This window comes from Sphingopyxis macrogoltabida (genome assembly GCF_001314325.1).
In the GTDB taxonomy this organism is placed as follows: Bacteria; Pseudomonadota; Alphaproteobacteria; order Sphingomonadales; family Sphingomonadaceae; genus Sphingopyxis; species Sphingopyxis macrogoltabida.
Window position 1 is genome coordinate 877,884 of the sequence record NZ_CP009429.1, and the last position, 17,268, is coordinate 895,151.

Sequence of the window (17,268 nt, forward strand, 5' to 3'; positions counted from 1 at the left end):
CAGCCGAACACCTACCCGATATCCGGATAGAGGGTGGCCATGACCCGTTTCGGGTCGAGTGCATAATGATGCGCGACCGCGTTCGCGACCGTGGTTTCGAGGCTGCGGGTGGGCTTGAGGCCTCCTTCGTGGCGGGCAGCCGCGCCGAGGCCGGGCCAGTCTGCCGATACCTCGCCACCATTGTCTAATCCGCCGCCCAGCAGCATTGCGGTCGAGGCCGTGCCATGATCGGTGCCGCCGGTGCTGTTCGCCTCGATCGCGCGTCCGAATTCGGTCGCGACGATCGCCAGCGTGTGGCCCCATGCCGGGCCGAGGCCAGTCTGAAGGGCGCCGATCAACTGGTCGAGTCCATGGAGCTGCGCCGCGAGACGGCCGCGTTGGCCGTTATGCGTGTCCCAGCCGCCCGTTTCGATCGTCATCACGCGGGCGCCGCCTTCGGGCCGCATCAACGACGCTGCCAGCGTGCCGAGGTCGGCGCCGTTGCGGCCATTGTTTCCGCCGATGTTGCCCGCCAGTTCCCGGGTTTTGATCGCGCTGTCCCGCAATGGTTGGAGCAGCGGACCGCCGCGATAGAGAGTTGTCAGACGCCCGATGAGATCGGCCTCGGTTCGCGGCAGGCGGCTGTACGCATGGGTGTCGGGCAGTGCCGTCCCGCGCAGCGCGAGCGGTGCGCTCGCCGCGATTGCGATCGCGTCGCGCTCGGCAGCGGGCAGCAAGGGGAGCAGGCGCCCGATCCAGCCGTCCTCGCGGCCGTACGGATGCAAGCCGCCGCCCGCGAGCATGTTCTGCCCGTCGAAATGCGACCGATCACGATAGCCCGTTGCAACGGCGTGCGCGAAATGCGCCTGCTTGCCGGCATAGAGGCCGGCAATTTGCGCCAGCGACGGGTGAAGGGTGAACATCGTGTCGAGTCTGGCCCCGCCCGCCGTTTCGTCGGCCAGCGCGCGGCGCGCGGCGGCAAAGGCCGGGTCGCCGGTGGGTGCGACGGTGGCGAGGCCATCGGCGGCGCCGCGCTGAATGATGAAGACGAGGCGCTTCGGCGTGCCGGCGGCGGCGTAGGCGAGGCCGGGCAACGAACTGGCTGCGGCGGCCGTGACACCGGACAGGATGAGCGAGCGGCGTGAGAGGATCATCTTCTGTCTCCGCAAAAAGGCCGGGCTGACAGGGTGCCCCGCTCGTCGTTCGCCGCCTTTCGGAACGCGGCGCTGTTTGTCTGGTACGCGAATTCATTGCGTCCGTCGATTGATGGCCCGCGAATGCCGATTGGACCGAATCCGTTCGCCGGATCAGGCATGGCACATGCATCCGTCCGTCCACGCTCGCCTCACGCCCGACAAGCCCGCCTATCGCATGGCGGGGTCCGGCGAAACCGTTACCTATGCCCAGCTCGACGCCCGGTCGAACCAGGGCGCCCATCTGTTGCGTTCGCTCGGCCTTGTGCGCGGTGACGGCATCGCGCTGATGCTGGAGAATGACGCCCGCTTTTTCGAGATCGTCTGGGCGGCGCAGCGCGCCGGGCTCTATTACACCTGCATATCGACCCGCCTTGCGGCGCCCGAGATCGCTTTCATCATCGCGGACTCGGGATCGCGCGTGCTGATCGCGTCGGCGCCCGTATCTCCGGAGATTGCGGTGACCGGCCTCGAGATTTTCGCACCCGGCGCGCGCGATTTCGTGGCCGAACGAACGGCGTTTCCCGGGGCGCCGATCGACGACGAAGCGCCCGGTATCGACATGCTTTACTCGTCGGGCACCACCGGGCGGCCGAAGGGCATCCGTCCTGCGCTGCCCGAAGGGCCGCTGGATCAGACCAATGCCCTGACAGAGTTCGGCCGGACGAGCTATGGCATGGCCGCCGATACCATCTTTCTTTCGCCGGCGCCGCTTTACCATTCGGCCCCGCTCCGCTGGTGCATGGCGGTCCAGAAGCTCGGCGGGACCGTGATCGTGATGGAGAAGTTCGACGGCGAAGCGGCACTGTCGCTGATCGAACGCTTTGCCGTCACCCATGCGCAGTTCGTGCCGACGCATTTCATCCGGATGCTCAAGCTGCCCGCCGAAACGCGCGGCCTTTACGATCTTTCGTCGCTGCGCGTCGTCTATCATGCCGCGGCGCCGTGCCCGGTGGAGGTCAAGCGAGCGATGCTCGCATGGCTGGGGCCGATCATCCACGAATTTTACGCGGGCACCGAGGCCAACGGGCTGACCGCGATCGGGCCCGCGGAATGGCTTGCCCATCCGGGCTCGGTCGGCCGCGCGATCTGGGGGACACTGAAGATCTGCGACGAGGATGGCGACCCGCTCCCGGCCGGCGAAGTCGGCGCGATCCATTTCGCCGACGGGCCGGCGTTCGAATATCATAACGACCCCGAAAAGACCGCGGCGAGCCGCAATCGCCATGGTTGGACGACGCTCGGCGACGTCGGTTATGTCGATGCCGACGGCTATCTCTATCTCACCGATCGCCAGAGTTTCATGATCATATCGGGCGGGGTCAATATCTACCCGCAGGAGATCGAGGACGCGATCATCACCCACCCGCGCGTCGCCGATGTCGCAGTGATCGGCGCGCCCGATCCCGAAATGGGCGAGCGGGTGGTCGCGGTCGTACAGCCTGCGGACTGGGCAGAGGCCGGACCGGCGCTCGCCGAGGATATCCGGCAATCGCTGCACGGGCGCCTCGGGCGGATCAAGCAGCCGAAGCAGATCGATTTCGTCGCCGAATTGCCGCGGCATCCGACGGGCAAGCTGCTCAAGCGCCTCGTCCGAGAGCGCTACTGGCCGTGCTCATAAAAAATACCCGGCGCCAGGCGCCGGGTCATGGGAGGCGTAATGGCCCGCCGCGCATATGCGGCGGGCCTTTTCGTCAGAAGGTGACGCGCACCGATCCGCCGAAGGTGCGCGGCGCCGCCGGCACGAGGAACGGGTAAGGGAAGCCCGCACCACGCAGGTCGAGGCCATAGGCATAGGTTTTGCGATTGAATGCGTTGTTGATGAACCCCTTCACCGTGAAGCGGCCGATCTCCAGCGCGAGTGTTGCGTTCACCTTGGCATAGGAACCCTGCTGCAGCTCGGCATTCTGCTGTCCTGTGCCGGGGGCGTTCACCTCGTTCAGCGGCGAGAAGAACTGGCGGCTGAAATAGGCGACGTTCGGCGAGAAGGTCAGTTTGGCATCGCCCGTATCGAAAAGCCGGATGTCGGCGCCGGCCTGCGCCGTCCAGCGCGGCGCGAAGGGCAGGTCGTTACCCGCGATGTCGGCGCCCTGCAGCACGAGTTCCTTGTAGGTCGCGTGGAGATAGCCGACCGCGAGGTTCAGCGTCAGCGCGTCCGAGGCGCGCCAGTTGGTCTCGAGTTCGGCGCCATAGACTTCGGATTTGGGCGCGTTGACGAGAATGCCGACCGGCCCGGGGCGCAAATCCTGCAACTGCTGCTTGGAATAATCATAATAGAAGGCGGCCGCCGAATAGGTCAGCCGATTGTCCGCAAGCCGGCCTTTCGCGCCGAATTCATAGGCGTTGACGCGTTCGGGATCGACATAGTTGATGCCGCCCGAGGAGGTGTAGCTGCCGCCGTTGAACGCCCCCGAACGATAGCCGCGGTTGTAGCTGGCATAGACCAGCGGCCCGGCATCGAACTGATAGCTCAGCGAGACGCGCCCGGTCAGCGCATTGTCGCGCCCGTTGCTCGCAAAGCGGGCATCGGGATCATAGGCGCAGGTGCCCGGCTGCCCGGCGCACGGGACGGTCGTCGCGATCGGCGTCTTCGCCGTATCGACATAGCCCGCATAGAGATAGGCGAAGCCGTCGCGATATTTGGAGCGGTCCCAGGTGTAGCGCGCGCCAAGCGTCAGCGTCAGGCCGTCGGCGATCTCATAGTCGCCCTGTGCGAAGACGGCATAGGACCGGCGTTCCTGCCGGTAATGCTGGAAAAAGCCGCCGTCGACGCCGGGGCCGAGCGCCTGGCCGATAGCGAAGTCATTGTCGGTGACCACGCGGTCCCAGCCGTAGAAGAAGCCGCCGACCAGGTTCAGCCCGTCCGCGCCATAGTTGAAGCGCGCTTCCTGACTGAACTGCTGATATTTCGACTTCCACCAGACATCGAGAATATCGATCGGCGCCCCGTCGGCCGCCTGCTGGATGAGCTGCGAACCCCCGTCGCGCGAGGTGATCGAGGTGAAGCTCAAGGACGGCGACAGTTCGTAGGAGATCGTCGCCGCGATGCCATAGGCGTCGGTGCGGTTGAGCCCGATGCGGTTCTCGTTGACCTCGAAGAATTTGAGGCCGGTTCGCGCGGTGAGCAGGCCGTGGATCGCCGCCTGGGTGCCATGGTCGCGGCCGCCATAGGCCTTGATCTTGATGTCGAGCGGTCCGCCGCCGGGATTGAAGCGCAGCGTCGCGCGGCCCTGCAGCGTGTTCTGGCGGTTGGGATCGCGGCCGCCGGGGAAAACATTGTCGATGAGCCCGTCGCTCTTCAGATAATTTCCGGCGATGCGGAGCCCGAGCTGGTCCTCGATCAGCGTCGCCTCGACCGCCGCCTGCGCGGTGATCGTGTTGAAATTGCCATAGCCGGCTTCGGCATAGCCGTTGCTGCCCGACAGCGAAGGCCCGCGGGTGATGAAGTTGATCGCGCCGCCGGTGGTGTTGCGCCCGAACAGCGTGCCCTGCGGCCCGCGCAGCACCTCGACGCGGTCGAGATCGAACAGGCCCATGCCGTGCGAGGTGCGGCTCGCCATATAGACGTCGTCGATATAGACGCCGATCGGCGACGCCTGGTTCGAATTATATTCGTTCGCGACCGAAATCCCGCGCAGCGAGAAATTGGGCTGGGTGTTGCCATAGGGGCTGCTGATCTGGAGGTTCGGCACCGCATCCTGCAGATTGGCCGAATTGGTGATCCCCTTGCTGGCGAGCGCGTCGCCCGCGACCGCGGAAATTGCGATCGGCACCGACAGCAGGGATTGCTCGCGCCGGTTCGCGGTGACGATGATGTCGCCGACGCCATTATCGTCGCTCTCGGCCGCCGCCGGTGTCGCGGCGGATTCCTGTGCGAGCGCCACGGCGGGGCTCAGGGCGGTGGTGGCGGCCAGCAGCACGCCCAAACGGACAATTTTCATTTTCCCTCTCCTGATCTGCGGTCTTTGCCGCTTTGGTTTTGAATGGATTAGCTTCGGCCGAGTTCGCCGACGCGGTCGCCGACCTCGCCGCCGATCGCGGCCCAGCCCGAACCGGGCGGGCGGCCGGCGAGAAAGTCGATCGTCGCCGATGTGTCGAAGGCTTCGGCAATGCGGGTGATCCCGGCGGGCCCCGAATGGACGAAGAGCGTGTAATCATTTTCGTACCAGTCGCCCGCGAACAGCGACCAGGCGCGATAGACGAAACGCACCGCGCTCAGCGACGTGTCGCCGACCTCCTCGATGATCGTCACGGTGCAATCGCGGCGGTGATGCTCGGTCCATACCTGATCGTTGAACGCGCACACGGCTTCTATGCCTTCGAGCTTCGGCATGCCGAGCGACGCCGAAATCTCCCAGCTCACATCGGGGGCATAGAGCGCGCGCATCGCGTCGGGGTCGCCGAAACGCTCGGCGAGCTGGCGCGCGGGGGTCATGCCCCCGTCTCCCGCACCTTGTAGCGGATCGGCAGATGCTTCAGGCCCGAGACGAAGCTCGCCTCGACCCACGCGGGGTCTCCCGCCAGTTCGAAATCGTCGATCCGCCGCAGCATTTCGGTGAAGAGGATCCGGATCTCCAGCTTTGCAAGCGCGTTGCCGAGGCAGAGATGCGGACCGTAACCGAAGGAGAGATGCTTGCGCGCATCGGGGCGGTCGACGCGGAACGCATAGGGGTCGTCGAACACGCTCGCGTCGCGGTTGCCCGACGGATAGCACATCATCAGATTGTCGCCCGCCCGGATCTGCTTGCCGCCCACTTCGCAGTCGGCGACGGCGGTGCGGAAGAAATGCTTCACCGGGCTCGTCCAGCGGATGAATTCGTCGACGGCGGTGCCGATCAGCGCCGGATCGGCGCGCAGCTTGGCCATCTGGTCGGGGTTCTGGATCAGCGCGAGCAGTCCGCCCGAGATCGACGAACTCGTCGTATCGTGGCCGGCCGCCGCGACGATCAGATAATAGGCATTGCGTTCGGCCTCGCCGATCGGCTCGCCATCGATCGTCGCGGTCGCAAGGATCGTCGCGACATCACCCCGCGGATTGCGGCGGCGATCCTCGGTGACCTTGCCGAAATAGTCGTTGAAGGCGTTGAAGGCGTCGACCATTCCCGCCATGCCGTCGACCCCGCCGACGCTGCCGAACAATTTTTGCGAGAGGTGCAGCATCAGCGGCTCGTCCTCGCGCGGCACGCCGAGGACGATCATGATCGTGCGCAGCGGGAACCACGCGGCAATCTCGGCCGCGAAGTCGCAGCTTCCGCCCATCTCGACCATCCGGTCGACGGTCTCGCGGGCCAGCGCGGCGATCTCTTCCTCGAGGCCGCGAATGCTCTTGGCGCCAAACCATGCCGAGGTCAGCGAGCGGAAAGCGCGATGTTCGGGGTCGTCCATCGCGACGAGATTGTGCGCGAATTTGTGGCTGCCGGTCTGCTCGAGCAAAAGGTCTTCGTCGGCGCGCGTGACCAGGAACTGGCGCGGGTCGTTGAGGAAATTCTTCGCGTTGAGTTCGACCGCCATGATGTCCGCATGGCGCGTTACCGCCCAGAAGGGGCGATAGTCCTTCGGCTCGGTCCAATGCACCGGGTCGTCGCGGCGCAGCCGGTCGAATGCGCGGTGATAGCTATGCTCGTCGCCATAAGTCTTCGGGTCGACGATGATTTCATCGATATTGCCGGAAAGCGTGTCGCTCACGTCTTTCTCCTCTCCGCGTGCAAATTGCGGGCAGGCGCGGCGAGCGTCCAATCGGCAATGGCGCTGCATTTATCGATGCTGCCGATCCATCGTCCGGCGATCGCGGGCGATGGATTTCGGTCCCGACCATGCTATGCCGGACGCATCCCGGCGGCGATCGGGAGGCTTTTTGGGAGAGGTCGATGTTTCACCCGGATCTCCGCCTGTTGCGGAGCTTCGTGACGGTGGCGGCCGAAGGGTCGGTGACGCGCGCGGCGGAGCTTTTGCACCTCACGCAGCCGACTGTCTCGGGCCAGCTCAAGGAACTCGAGCAGGCGGTCGAGCATGTGCTGTTCCATCGAACAACGCGCAGCATCTCGCTGAGCCCGGCGGGCAAAAAGCTGCTTCCCGCGGCGCAGCGGGTGATTGCCGAGGCCGAAGCCTTGCGCGACCTGGTGGAAGCGATGCAGGGTTCGGGGCGGACGCAGTTTCGGCTCGGTGCGGCGCTTTATACGCTCGAAATTCCCGAAAAGGCGGCGCTCATCGACGCCTTTTCGATGCGTCATCCCGGGATCGGTTTCACGATCGACAACCGGCTCCAGAGCGCCCAGATTCCCGATATGCTCGGCGAGCGGCTCGACGTGGCGCTCCTGCTCGGGCTCAATGCGCCGCATGCCGCCGATGCGCGCGGCGACGAGATCACGCCGATCTTCAACGAGACCCAATATCCCGATACGTTCGAGCGCGTCATCCTGCGGCGGCAGCCGATGAGCCTGCTCGTGCCGTGCGATTCGGAACTGGCGGAACAGGATATAATCGCCCGTTCGCAGCTCAACGGCCTGTCGGTAGCGATCCTCAACCGCGAGCATGGCAAGGCGATCTCCGACCCGCTCGAGGCCTTCTTCGTCGAGAGCGGCGCCGAACTCGTCATTCCTGCCGAGGGCAATGCGCTCGCCGTCGAACGCTACGCTGCGCAGCACGGCATCTGCGGTATCGGCACGGGCTGGTTCTCGCCGCCCGCCGCGCTCGTATCGCGGCCGGTCGAGGGCCTCGACCTCTATCTGGACTTTGCGGTCGTGCTCGGTCCCGGCGCCAATCATGCGGCGCGGCAATTCTTCAACTTTGCCCGGAAATGGCAGGCGGCTCGCGATGGAGCCGCCATCGCCGCCTAGTCCTCTCCGTTCGCTGTCCATGACGTCTCGTCCGAGAGGATTGCCGCGATGTCGCCGGCATCCCACTGGAATGTCGCTTCGACATCGCCGGCGTCGGTGAAGGCGCCGGTCGGATCGGCAAGGCGCGCCGCCGCCGCTTCGAAGCGGAGCGAGCGCCCTTGGTGATGCCAGCCGAAGGAAAGGCTGCCTGTGCCGCACAGCGAAAGCGGGTCGATGGCGGCGGGAAAGCGCAGCGTTACCTCGCCCGACGCCCGCCGAGCCGACGGATCGAGCAGGACCGAGGCGCCGACGACCCGGGCATCCGTCCCGGTTCCCGGCTGGAAATTCCCCGCGCATTCCGAAAGGCGCACCCCGGGGCGGGATGGGGCGTGCGACGGAAGCGCGGCGCTGTCGTTCGCCGTGCCCGCGAGCGTGATCGAGACATTGGTCAGCCCCGAGCGCGCCCACCGGATTTCGAGCGACGATATCGCGGCATCGGACAGCCTGCGCGGCGGCCGGCCCGGCTCGCTGTGGCACAATTCGAGCCGGGGCGGGGTGCCGGTCCATGCAAATCGCTTTTCGCGATCGTCGATCGCCGGGGCGCCGAAAATCCCCGTCAGCCACAGGGCGATCGTTCCGGTTTCGAGCGGCGCGACGAGCCGGGCGGTGCCGCCGTCGAAGTCGGCACTCATCACCGGAGTGTCTGCGGCGGCAGCGCCGTCGATACCCACCGACAGCGCGCCGCCGCGAACCCAGCGGCCGTCGACATAGGGGCCGTTCCAGACTTCGGCGATCTTGCCGTCGACCACCCGAAATACCTCGATCCCGCACCATTTCCAGTTGGGGTCGCGGCCGGTGACATTCCACACGAGGGTTACATATTCATCGTCGCCGGCAAGCACGACGGGTTCGAAGGTCGGGCGCAGATCCTCGTAATTATGCCGGATCCGGGCAATCTGTTCTTCGATGCCGAGGACGGCGACGCTGTTGGCGTCGTACCGGATCATGGGATCGGCACATAGTTCCGGGACTAGTTCGATCTGGCCCTTGTTCCATATCTCCAGATTGTACAGCGTCACGATCTCCAGTGCCGACCGCGTCATCTCGTCTCTCCCTGTCGTTGCCGTGGTTCTCGCAAAGACCCGGAGGCGCCACCAATCGATAATCGGGTCCATTTCATCGCCCGCGCCGATCAATCATTGCCTGCGCCGATCCCTTCCTCGCCAATTCCGATTGGTAGTCTCGCGGATCGCGCGGCAGCATGGACCGATAAGAATCTGGGAAGGAACTGCCGGTGGGCGACCATGACGCGCCGCGATTGCTCGATCGCCATGACGATATCGATCCGGACTGGTTGACCCGGGTCCTCCGGGCGGCGGGGCATCGCGATGCCGACGTGATTTCGTTCGAAGCCCGGCCGATCGGCGCCGGTAATGTCAGCGAGACCTTATGCGTCGACCTGGCTTTCGCGGCGCCGACATCGGCCCCCGCCTCGGTCGTCTGCAAATTTCGCAGCAGCGACGAAACGTCGCATGCGCACGGCATCGGCAGCGGCTCCTATCTCCGCGAACTCGAAAGCTATCGGCTGCTGAGAGGCCGCGACGATGTCTGTCGCATCCCGGCGGTGCTGTGGGTCGACGGCCATGCCGAGAATATCAATCTGGTGATGGAGGATTTGAGTTCGACGGCCCGCGCGGGAAACCAGATCGACGGATGCGGGCTGGACGATGCGCGCAGCGTAGTCGCCGAACTCGCCAAGCTCCATCGCAGTTTCTACCCGATGGAGCGGGCCGAGGCGCCGGACTGGGGCATGACGATGGCCGGAACCGCCGATTATTGGTCGGCGGCCGTCGACCGGGGGCTGGCCGTCATCAGGCGCGATGCCGCCGACCGGCTGAGCGGCCCCGAGATGGATACCGTCGCGGCCGCTGCGGCATCGTCGCGGGGCTGGTACCGGCTGCCGATGGACCGCGGCACACTGACCCATGGCGATCCGCGGGTCGACAATATCCTGTTCGGACCATCGGGCGCGGTGCTGATCGACTGGCAGATTACCGGCTGGCGCAATCCGATGCACGACGTCGGCTATTTCCTGTCGGGCAGCGTAACGGTCGAGAGCCGGCGCCTGTCCGAGCATGAACTGCTGCGACTCTACGCCGATATATTCGGATCGGGCTATGAGCGGAAATTGATCGAGCGGGACTATCGGCTCCAGTTGCTCAGCGGGTTGATGACGACTGTCGCGGCTTACGGCCTCCTTGCCTCCTCGCCCGAGGTCGACCGGCTCCTGATCACCTTGCTTCGGCGCAACGCTGCTGCTGCCGCCGATTGGGATTCGGTCGGCGCCTTCTCTCCGTAATCGGGCCGGGGCTGCGTCAGGCGCTCGCTGCGATCACCGCTTCGATCTCGACCAGCGCGCCGAAATGGAGCGGGCCGCAGGGGACGATCGAGCGGGCCGGACGGTGCGCGCCGAAAAAAGCGGCATAGGCGCGATTGACCTCATCCCAGTGTGCGACGTCGGTGACGTAAACGGTGCAGCGGACGATATCGTCGATCTCGGCGCCGACGACGCGGCCGATTGCCGCGATGTTGGCGAGCGCGAAAGACACCTGCTCGGCAATGGGGACCGCCGCCGGATCGGGCGTGTCGCGCGTCACGCCTAGCTGGCCCGAGACATAGAGCGTGTCCCGGTGGAGCATCGCCTGGACATAATGGCCGCCGGGCATCGGCGCGTCGGCGCATCGTATTTCGGTCATTTTCTCGGTCATCAAGGATCTCCGGACAGGTTCACCAGCCGCCGGTCCGCGGCCATTGGTCGACGATGGTCCCGGCGCGCAGCACGTCGTAGGACGGATAGGCGGCGCAGGTCAGGCAGGCGTGGTTGGGCAATATCCGGACGAGGCTGCCGATCGGGAGCCGGGCGAACCAGCTTGCGTCGGGGACGGGCACATTGCCATGTTCCTGATGCACGGTCGTCACCGCGAGTTCGCCGAGCGGTTCCAGCGTCGCCGCATCGCAGACCCGGCCATAGCCGGCATCGGGCATGAAGCGATTGGCGCCGACGTCTTTCGACAGCGCGAGGGCGCCGGCATCGAGGATCAGGCTGGGGCCGCCGCGCTGATGGCCGATCACGGTGGCAAGCACCGAGATGGCAAGATCGTCTTCGCTGCAAATCCCCCGTGAGAGCTGCGCAAGATCGTGGAACAGATAGATGCCCGCGCGGACTTCGCTAACCCCGGCCAGATGCTCGGCAAAGAGCGCGGTCGGCGTCGAGCCGACGCTGACGATCGGGCATTTGTGGTCGTGCGAGCGCAGCAGTTCGGCCGAAGCGACCGCCGCCAACCGCTCGGTCTCGGCCAGCGCCCTGATCGGGGCGGGGTCGTCGAAGGCGTAGGAATGGCCGGCGTGGGTCATCACCCCCATCAGTTCGAGCCGCGGCGAAGCGGCTCTGATCGCATCGGCGATGGCGAGCAGCGCGTCCGAGGCAGGCTCGACGCCGCTGCGATGTTCGCCGCAGTCGACCTCGATGAGCAGGCCGAAGCGGGCGCCCAGGGCGGCCGCCTCGGCGCCGATCGCTACCGCCGTGTCGCGATCGTCGATGACGAACAGGATGCGCGCGCCATGGTCGCGCTGGATTTGCGCGGCGCGGCCGAGCTTCGCCGGCGCGATCGCGGTCGAATAGAGGATATCGGGCCAGCCTGCGGCCGCGAAATATTCGGCTTCGGCCAGCGTCGAAACGGTGATCGGTCCTTGCGCGCCATCGGCGGCGACGCGCGCGACATCGGCCGATTTTGCGGTCTTGAGATGCGGACGAAGCGTGACCCCCAGATCGTGACAGCGCGCGCGCATGCGCGCCGCATTGCGTTCCAGCCGGTCCGCATCGAGCAGCAGGCGCGGGGTGTATAATCCTTCGAACATTGCAGTCGGATTCCTCACGCCAGCGTTACCAGCGGGTCGAGCGTGTCGGCAATAAGCAGCGGACGCGCCGTGTCGGCGACGAACGGCAGCCCGGCCCGGTTGTGCCAGAAAACGGACATGCCGACCCCGGCCGCACCCGGGATGTCCGCAGGCGAGCCCGCGACGAACAGCGTCCGTTCGGGGTCCGCGCCGAGCCGGTCGAGCGCGGCGCGGTACGCCTGCGGATGCGGTTTGTAACAGCCGGCCTCTTCGGAGGTCATGACCACTGAAAAGGGAACGCCGACCTGCTCCGCGGCCTGCCGGCCGAGGGTGACCGAACAGTTGGTGACGACGCCGAGGCGCACACCGCGAGCGGCGAGATCGCCGAGCACGCGCGGTACCTCGGGCCAAGGCCGGAGCATGTCCCAGCCCGCGGTCAATGCCTCGGCCGCCGATGCAGCGACGCCCGCCTCGGCTGCTGCTTCGCGGACAAGGTCTTCATAGGGGCGATAGCTCCCGCAGCCATAGGTCAGCCTCAGATAGGCGCGGCGCCAGCGCAGTCCGTCGGCCGCCGATCCGGCGGCGTGATTCCAGACCGACCAGGAGTCGAGGAGTGCGGTAAGGAGGTCGAAGAGCACGGCTTCGACGGGGGCGGCCGGTTTCATGGCGAGGGTCCAGGTTCTTGCGGCCCGGATGCGACGTCCGGTCCTGCGTTGAAGTCGGTTGCGATTAACAGGGCCTCGTTCCCGGTCGCCAATGCCTGTTGCTGATAGTTTCATGCCGCGGTGTAAGCATGGCCGTTCGTTCCCCGCTCGGATGCGCCCTTTCGCTCAGGCCGAGGCCAGTTTCCAGAAGGCTTCGGCCGATGGCGATTGCCGGCCGCGCGGACGATAGAGCCGGATGTCGACCGGAATGTCCCATTGCGTGTCGCCCGCGCGGACCAGCAAGCCCTGCGCCAGATCGTCCTCGACGATGCTCAGCGGCAACCACGCCAGCCCCCGCCCGTCCCTGGCCATGCGTGCGAGGACAAGGGTGTGCGAGGTGAACACCGGCGTCAGGCTGGCCGGCGCCGCGTTTGTTCCGAGCATGGCCGATATGATCCGGTCCATGCCCGAATCCGCGCCATAGGCGAGCCATTTGACCGGGGCACCGGCATCCTCGGTCAGGGCGTGGAGCGGGTTCCCGTCTACTTCGCGCGGCGCGCTCACCGGCACCAGCGCATCGGTGCCGAGCGCGATCGATTGAAAGCCCGCCCCATCGAGCACCGACACGGCGCCGGGATGGAAATAGCAAAGCGAGAAATGCGCCTTTCCGTTCAGCATGATCTGTTCGGACGCGCCCATATTGTCGGCGGTGAGCTGGATCGGAATGGCGGTGTCGGTCATCGACTGCAGCGTCGCGAGCCATTGCGGGAAGAAGGTCAGCGCCAGCGCGTGGGTAACGAGGATCTTCACCGTCGATGCCGACGTTCCCGCAATCTCCTGCACCTCGCGCCGGCCGTGCTCGATATCGCGCAAGACCGTTTCGGCGATGACGGCGAAGCGTTTGCCGGCGGGGGTGAGGACCATCTGGTGGGTCGCGCGGTCGACGAGGTCGACGCCTAGCCAATCCTCGAGGGCGCGGATGCGGCGGCTGAAAGCTGGCTGGGTGACATGGCGTGCCGCCGCGGCGCGCGAGAAATTTCCCGCGCGGATCAGCGCGCCGAAATCTTCAAGCCATGCCATTTCCATCGTTCAGCCCTCCGGACGCCCGGACGCTTCTAATATATTGCGCGCGATCGGCCACCCTCCGTGGCGTGCATGGATTGATCCATATTGCGCATTGGTCCTGTTGCGGTTCGCCCGGCAATCTGCGCTTGATCAAAGGATGTTTCGGGGAGCGTGCGATATGGGTCTCGGGGTTGGGCGGCTTTTTCGTGACAGCGCCTGTGCCGCCGCGCTGGCGGTTGCGGCCTTCGGTGGCGGGGCCGGCGTCGGATTGTCATCTTCAGCCTTCGCCCGTTCGGTACAGCCCGAAACGCTCGTCCCGCGCGACTTGCTGTTCGCTTCGCCGACCTATTCGGAACTGCAGATCAGTCCCGATGGCAAGCAACTGGCTTTTCTCCACCCGCTCGACGGGGTGCTCAACGTCTGGGTCGCGCCGGTTGACGATCTCGCGTCGGCGACCCCCGTGACGCGGTTCGACAACCGGCCGCCCGACGGCTTCCAGTGGAGCGCCGACGGGCGTTTCATCCTGATCTTCAAGGATGTCGGCGGCGAAGAGCATAGCCAGCTCTGGATCGCCAATCTCGAGAAGGGGACGGTCATCAACGCCACCGCCGATCCCGCCGTGCAGACGAAGATCGTCAAGGTTTCGAAACGCCGCCCGGGCGAAATCCTCGTCGGCATGAACATCCGCGACCGCCGCTATCGCGACATTTATCGGATCGACCTCGCGACCGGCGCGCGCACCGAGGTGTTCCGCAACGCACCCAATTATATCGACGTCGTCGCCGATCCCGATTTCAACATCCGTCTGGGCGTGCGCGGCAATCCCGACGGATCATCGACCTATTTCCGCCTCGACCCGGCCGGACCGCAGGAATTCATGACGATCCCGCTCGCCTCTCTCCGCAATTCCAAAGTGCTGGGGCTCGATGCCGAGGGGAAAATGACGATGCTCGATAGCCGCGACGGCGACAAGGCGGGCCTCGTCTCGATCGACCTCGCGACCGGTAAGAAGACGTCGCTCGCCGCTGCCGCGCGCGCCGATATCGTCGATCCGCTGCTCGACGAGGAAAGCGGCGCGTTGCTCGCGACGCGCGAAGATCCGCTGGTGAGCGAATGGACCGTCCGCGCGGACAGTGCGCGCGCCGAGTTCGCGGCGCTCGAGGCCGCCGCCGCAGGACCGTTCAAGATCGTCGGGCAGACGCCCGACAATGCGCGCTGGCTGCTCCTCGAAACGGTACCGAACCGCCCCGACCGCTATAGCTGGTGGAACCGCAAGGACCGGGCGCTGGTGCCGCTGCTGTCGACCCGGCCCGACCTTGAGCAGCGCGCACTCGCGCGCCGCATTCCGGTCACTATCGCATCGCGCGACGGGCTGACCCTGCCGAGCTATCTGACGCTTCCGGCAGATGCGAAACCGGGCGCGGACGGCATGCCCACGGCACCGGTGCCGCTCGTGCTGCTCGTCCATGGCGGGCCCTGGCTGCGCGACGATCTGGCGTTCGATCCGCAGCACGCCTGGCTCGCCGACCGCGGCTATGCCGTGCTGTCGGTGAACTTTCGCGGTTCGGGCGGTTTCGGCAGCGATTTCATGTCGAAGGGCGACCGGAAATGGTCGGAAACGATGCACGACGACCTGCTCGACGCGGTGCAATGGGCGATCGACAAGGGCGTGACCGCGAAGGACAAGGTGGCGGTGATGGGGCTCTCTTACGGCGGTTATTCGACGCTCGTCTCGCTGAGCTTCACGCCCGACCGCTTCCAGTGCGGGGTCGATCTGGCAGGACCGAGCAACCTCACCCGGCTGATCGGCGCAATGCCCGACTGGTGGACCTGGCAGCGGCCGCAATTCGTCAACCGGGTCGGCGATCCGGGTACGAAGGAAGGCGCCGCCGACCTGATGCGCCGCTCGCCGATCGCGCGCGTCGATGCGATCGTCAAGCCGCTGCTCGTCACCAACGGCGCCAACGATCCGCGCATCTTCCCCGACCAGTCGCAGGAGATCGTCGATGCGCTGAAGGCGCGCGGCAAGCCGGTGACCTATGCCTTCTACCCCGACGAAGGACATGTCTATGCGAAGGACGCGACCAACATCTCCTTCGCGGCGATCGCCGAACATTTTCTCTCGCAATGCCTCGGCGGGCCGGCCGAACCCTATGGCAACGATCTCGCCGGCTCGCGGGTCGAGCTGAAGGCCGGCGCCGCGCTGGTCCCGGGGCTGGAGCAGGCGTTCAAGGACTCGGGCAGCGCGGCGGTCGCCGGGCAATAGTCCGGCTCAGGGTTCGCCCAGATATTGCGCGAGGCCCGCGTCGAGTGGCGGCCGCCGTCCGGCCGCCTCGGCAAGGTCCATGCGCAGGAAGGCGTTCTGGACATAACGGATGCCCGCCCAGCGCAACGGTTCGCGCTCCCAGTTCGGCGCTTGCGCGCGGATATAGGGTGCGTTCGCGCCCGGCTTCTGGCCGAGGACAAGCCCGGCGAGGGCGCGGGCGCAGATCGCACTCGTGATGACGCCGTGGCCGGTATAGCCATAGCTGTAGCCGATCCGGCGCGCCGGATCGAAATGGACGGTCGGCAGCCAGTCGCGCGATATGCCCAGATAACCCGCCCAGCGATGCGTGAAGTCGACGTCCGCGAGCAGCGGCCACCACTCGACCAGCCGGTCGCGAATCCAGTCGAAATTCGCATTGTCGCGCAGCGCGGCCTCGGACATGTCCGATCCATAGCGATAGGGGGCGCCGCGGCTGCCGAACAATATGCGCCCGTCGGCGGTTCGGGTCAGATAGTTGGTCGTATTCACATAGGAACTGAGGCATTCGCCGCCCGACCAGCCGATTTCGTCCCATTGTCCGGCGCTGAGCGGCGCGGTGAGCATGATCGTCGAGGCCATCGGGATCAGCCGGCGGCGATAATCGGGGAGGCCGGTCAGATAGGCCTCGCCCGCGAGCAGGATCGCGCGCCGCGCGCGGAGCGTTCCGCCGGCGGTGACGAGCGCGGGCCGGGCGCCGTCTTCGACGCGCAGCACATCGGTCCCTTCATAGATGCGCGCGCCGCGCCGCTCGACGGCGCGCGCAAGGCCGCGCACGAGGCGGCCGGGGTGGATCGTCCCGCCGGCGTCGAGGCGCATCCCGCCGTGGACATGGGTCGCGTGCACCAGCGCTGCGGCCTGCGCCGCATCGAGCAGCTCGCAGCCGTCCTCCATGCCGAGCTTGCCATAGGCGGCGAAGGATTTCTGCAATGCGGGCAATTGCGCCGCGCTGCGCGCGAGGGTCAGGACACCCGCCGGGTTGAAATGCGCGTCGATGCCTTCTTCTGCGCAAATCCGGCCGACCTCGTCCACCATCGCTTGCTGCGCCAGCAGGATGGCGCGGGTGGTCGCGACCCCGAAACGCCCGATGAGCGCCGACGGGTTGATCGGAAAGCGCGGCGAACACCAGCCGCCGTTGCGGCCCGATGCGCCGAAGCCGCAAAATTGCCGTTCGACGATGGTGATCGAAAGGCCGGGATTGCTCTGGAGGAGGAACCAGGCGGTCCATAGGCCCGAGAAGCCGCCGCCCAATATGGCAATATCGACGCTTTCGTCGCCCGTCAGCGCGGCGCGCGGGGTCAGGTCGTCACCGCAACTGGCAAGCCAGTAACTGCCGATGTCGGCGGGGGAGACGGCCGCGGTCACCACCCCGG

The 17,268-nt window shown here is 66.2% G+C and carries 14 protein-coding genes; 4 read left to right on the plus strand and 10 right to left on the minus strand.

Annotated elements, in window-relative coordinates:
* Positions 1-11: 11 nt before the first annotated feature.
* The gene (locus LH19_RS04305; RefSeq protein WP_054725075.1) at positions 12-1,133 is read right to left on the minus strand and encodes a DUF1501 domain-containing protein; all 1,122 of its coding nucleotides are present in this window, start codon (positions 1,131-1,133) and stop codon (positions 12-14) included.
* A 166-nt stretch (positions 1,134-1,299) separates the two neighbouring features.
* Here LH19_RS04305 and LH19_RS04310 point away from each other — a divergent pair, with 166 nt between their 5' ends.
* Complete coding sequence (locus LH19_RS04310; protein ID WP_054725077.1) at positions 1,300-2,793, plus strand: acyl-CoA synthetase; 1,494 nt, start codon at positions 1,300-1,302, stop codon at positions 2,791-2,793.
* Between the two features lie 73 nt (positions 2,794-2,866).
* Here LH19_RS04310 and LH19_RS04315 read toward each other — a convergent pair whose 3' ends face one another.
* From LH19_RS04315 to LH19_RS04325, 3 genes are read right to left on the minus strand one after another with little or no spacing between them, the layout of a single operon-like run.
* Entirely contained in the window at positions 2,867-5,113 is a 2,247-nt protein-coding gene (locus tag LH19_RS04315; protein WP_054725079.1) for a TonB-dependent receptor, read from the minus strand.
* Between the two features lie 47 nt (positions 5,114-5,160).
* Complete coding sequence (locus LH19_RS04320; RefSeq protein WP_054725080.1) at positions 5,161-5,607, minus strand: nuclear transport factor 2 family protein; 447 nt, start codon at positions 5,605-5,607, stop codon at positions 5,161-5,163.
* Entirely contained in the window at positions 5,604-6,857 is a 1,254-nt protein-coding gene (locus tag LH19_RS04325) for a cytochrome P450 (RefSeq protein WP_054725082.1), read from the minus strand. Before LH19_RS04325 ends, LH19_RS04320 begins: the two co-directional genes overlap by 4 nt.
* A 182-nt stretch (positions 6,858-7,039) precedes the next feature.
* On the opposite strand from LH19_RS04325, the gene LH19_RS04330 reads away from it, so the two are divergent.
* The gene (locus LH19_RS04330) at positions 7,040-8,008 is read left to right on the plus strand and encodes a LysR family transcriptional regulator (protein WP_054725084.1); all 969 of its coding nucleotides are present in this window, start codon (positions 7,040-7,042) and stop codon (positions 8,006-8,008) included.
* Here the strand turns inward: LH19_RS04330 and LH19_RS04335 are convergent.
* Positions 8,005-9,090 carry a phage tail tube protein gene (locus LH19_RS04335; protein ID WP_054725086.1) on the minus strand — a complete coding sequence of 362 codons (1,086 nt, stop codon included), beginning with the start codon at positions 9,088-9,090 and terminating at the stop codon, positions 8,005-8,007. The genes LH19_RS04330 and LH19_RS04335 overlap by 4 nt on opposite strands.
* A 191-nt stretch (positions 9,091-9,281) precedes the next feature.
* On the opposite strand from LH19_RS04335, the gene LH19_RS04340 reads away from it, so the two are divergent.
* Complete coding sequence (locus LH19_RS04340) at positions 9,282-10,346, plus strand: phosphotransferase family protein (protein WP_054725088.1); 1,065 nt, start codon at positions 9,282-9,284, stop codon at positions 10,344-10,346.
* Positions 10,347-10,362: 16 nt separating this feature from the next.
* Here the strand turns inward: LH19_RS04340 and LH19_RS04345 are convergent, their stop codons facing one another.
* The 4 genes from LH19_RS04345 to LH19_RS04360 form a co-directional block, all read right to left on the minus strand.
* Entirely contained in the window at positions 10,363-10,755 is a 393-nt protein-coding gene (locus tag LH19_RS04345) for a RidA family protein (protein WP_201258416.1), read from the minus strand.
* 19 nt (positions 10,756-10,774) lie between these two features.
* Positions 10,775-11,836, minus strand: coding sequence for an alanine racemase (locus tag LH19_RS04350; protein ID WP_407696698.1), 1,062 nt, complete (start codon positions 11,834-11,836; stop codon positions 10,775-10,777).
* Between the two features lie 83 nt (positions 11,837-11,919).
* Complete coding sequence (locus LH19_RS04355) at positions 11,920-12,549, minus strand: HAD family hydrolase (RefSeq protein ID WP_054725092.1); 630 nt, start codon at positions 12,547-12,549, stop codon at positions 11,920-11,922.
* Between the two features lie 165 nt (positions 12,550-12,714).
* On the minus strand, positions 12,715-13,608 hold the full coding sequence (locus LH19_RS04360) for a LysR family transcriptional regulator (RefSeq protein WP_234716078.1): 894 nt from the start codon (positions 13,606-13,608) through the stop codon (positions 12,715-12,717).
* Between the two features lie 163 nt (positions 13,609-13,771).
* Here LH19_RS04360 and LH19_RS04365 point away from each other — a divergent pair, with 163 nt between their 5' ends.
* Complete coding sequence (locus LH19_RS04365) at positions 13,772-15,859, plus strand: S9 family peptidase (RefSeq protein ID WP_054725096.1); 2,088 nt, start codon at positions 13,772-13,774, stop codon at positions 15,857-15,859.
* A gap of 6 nt (positions 15,860-15,865) precedes the next feature.
* Here the strand turns inward: LH19_RS04365 and LH19_RS04370 are convergent, their stop codons facing one another.
* Positions 15,866-17,260 carry an NAD(P)/FAD-dependent oxidoreductase gene (locus LH19_RS04370; RefSeq protein ID WP_234716079.1) on the minus strand — a complete coding sequence of 465 codons (1,395 nt, stop codon included), beginning with the start codon at positions 17,258-17,260 and terminating at the stop codon, positions 15,866-15,868.
* Between the last annotated feature and the right edge of the window lie 8 nt (positions 17,261-17,268).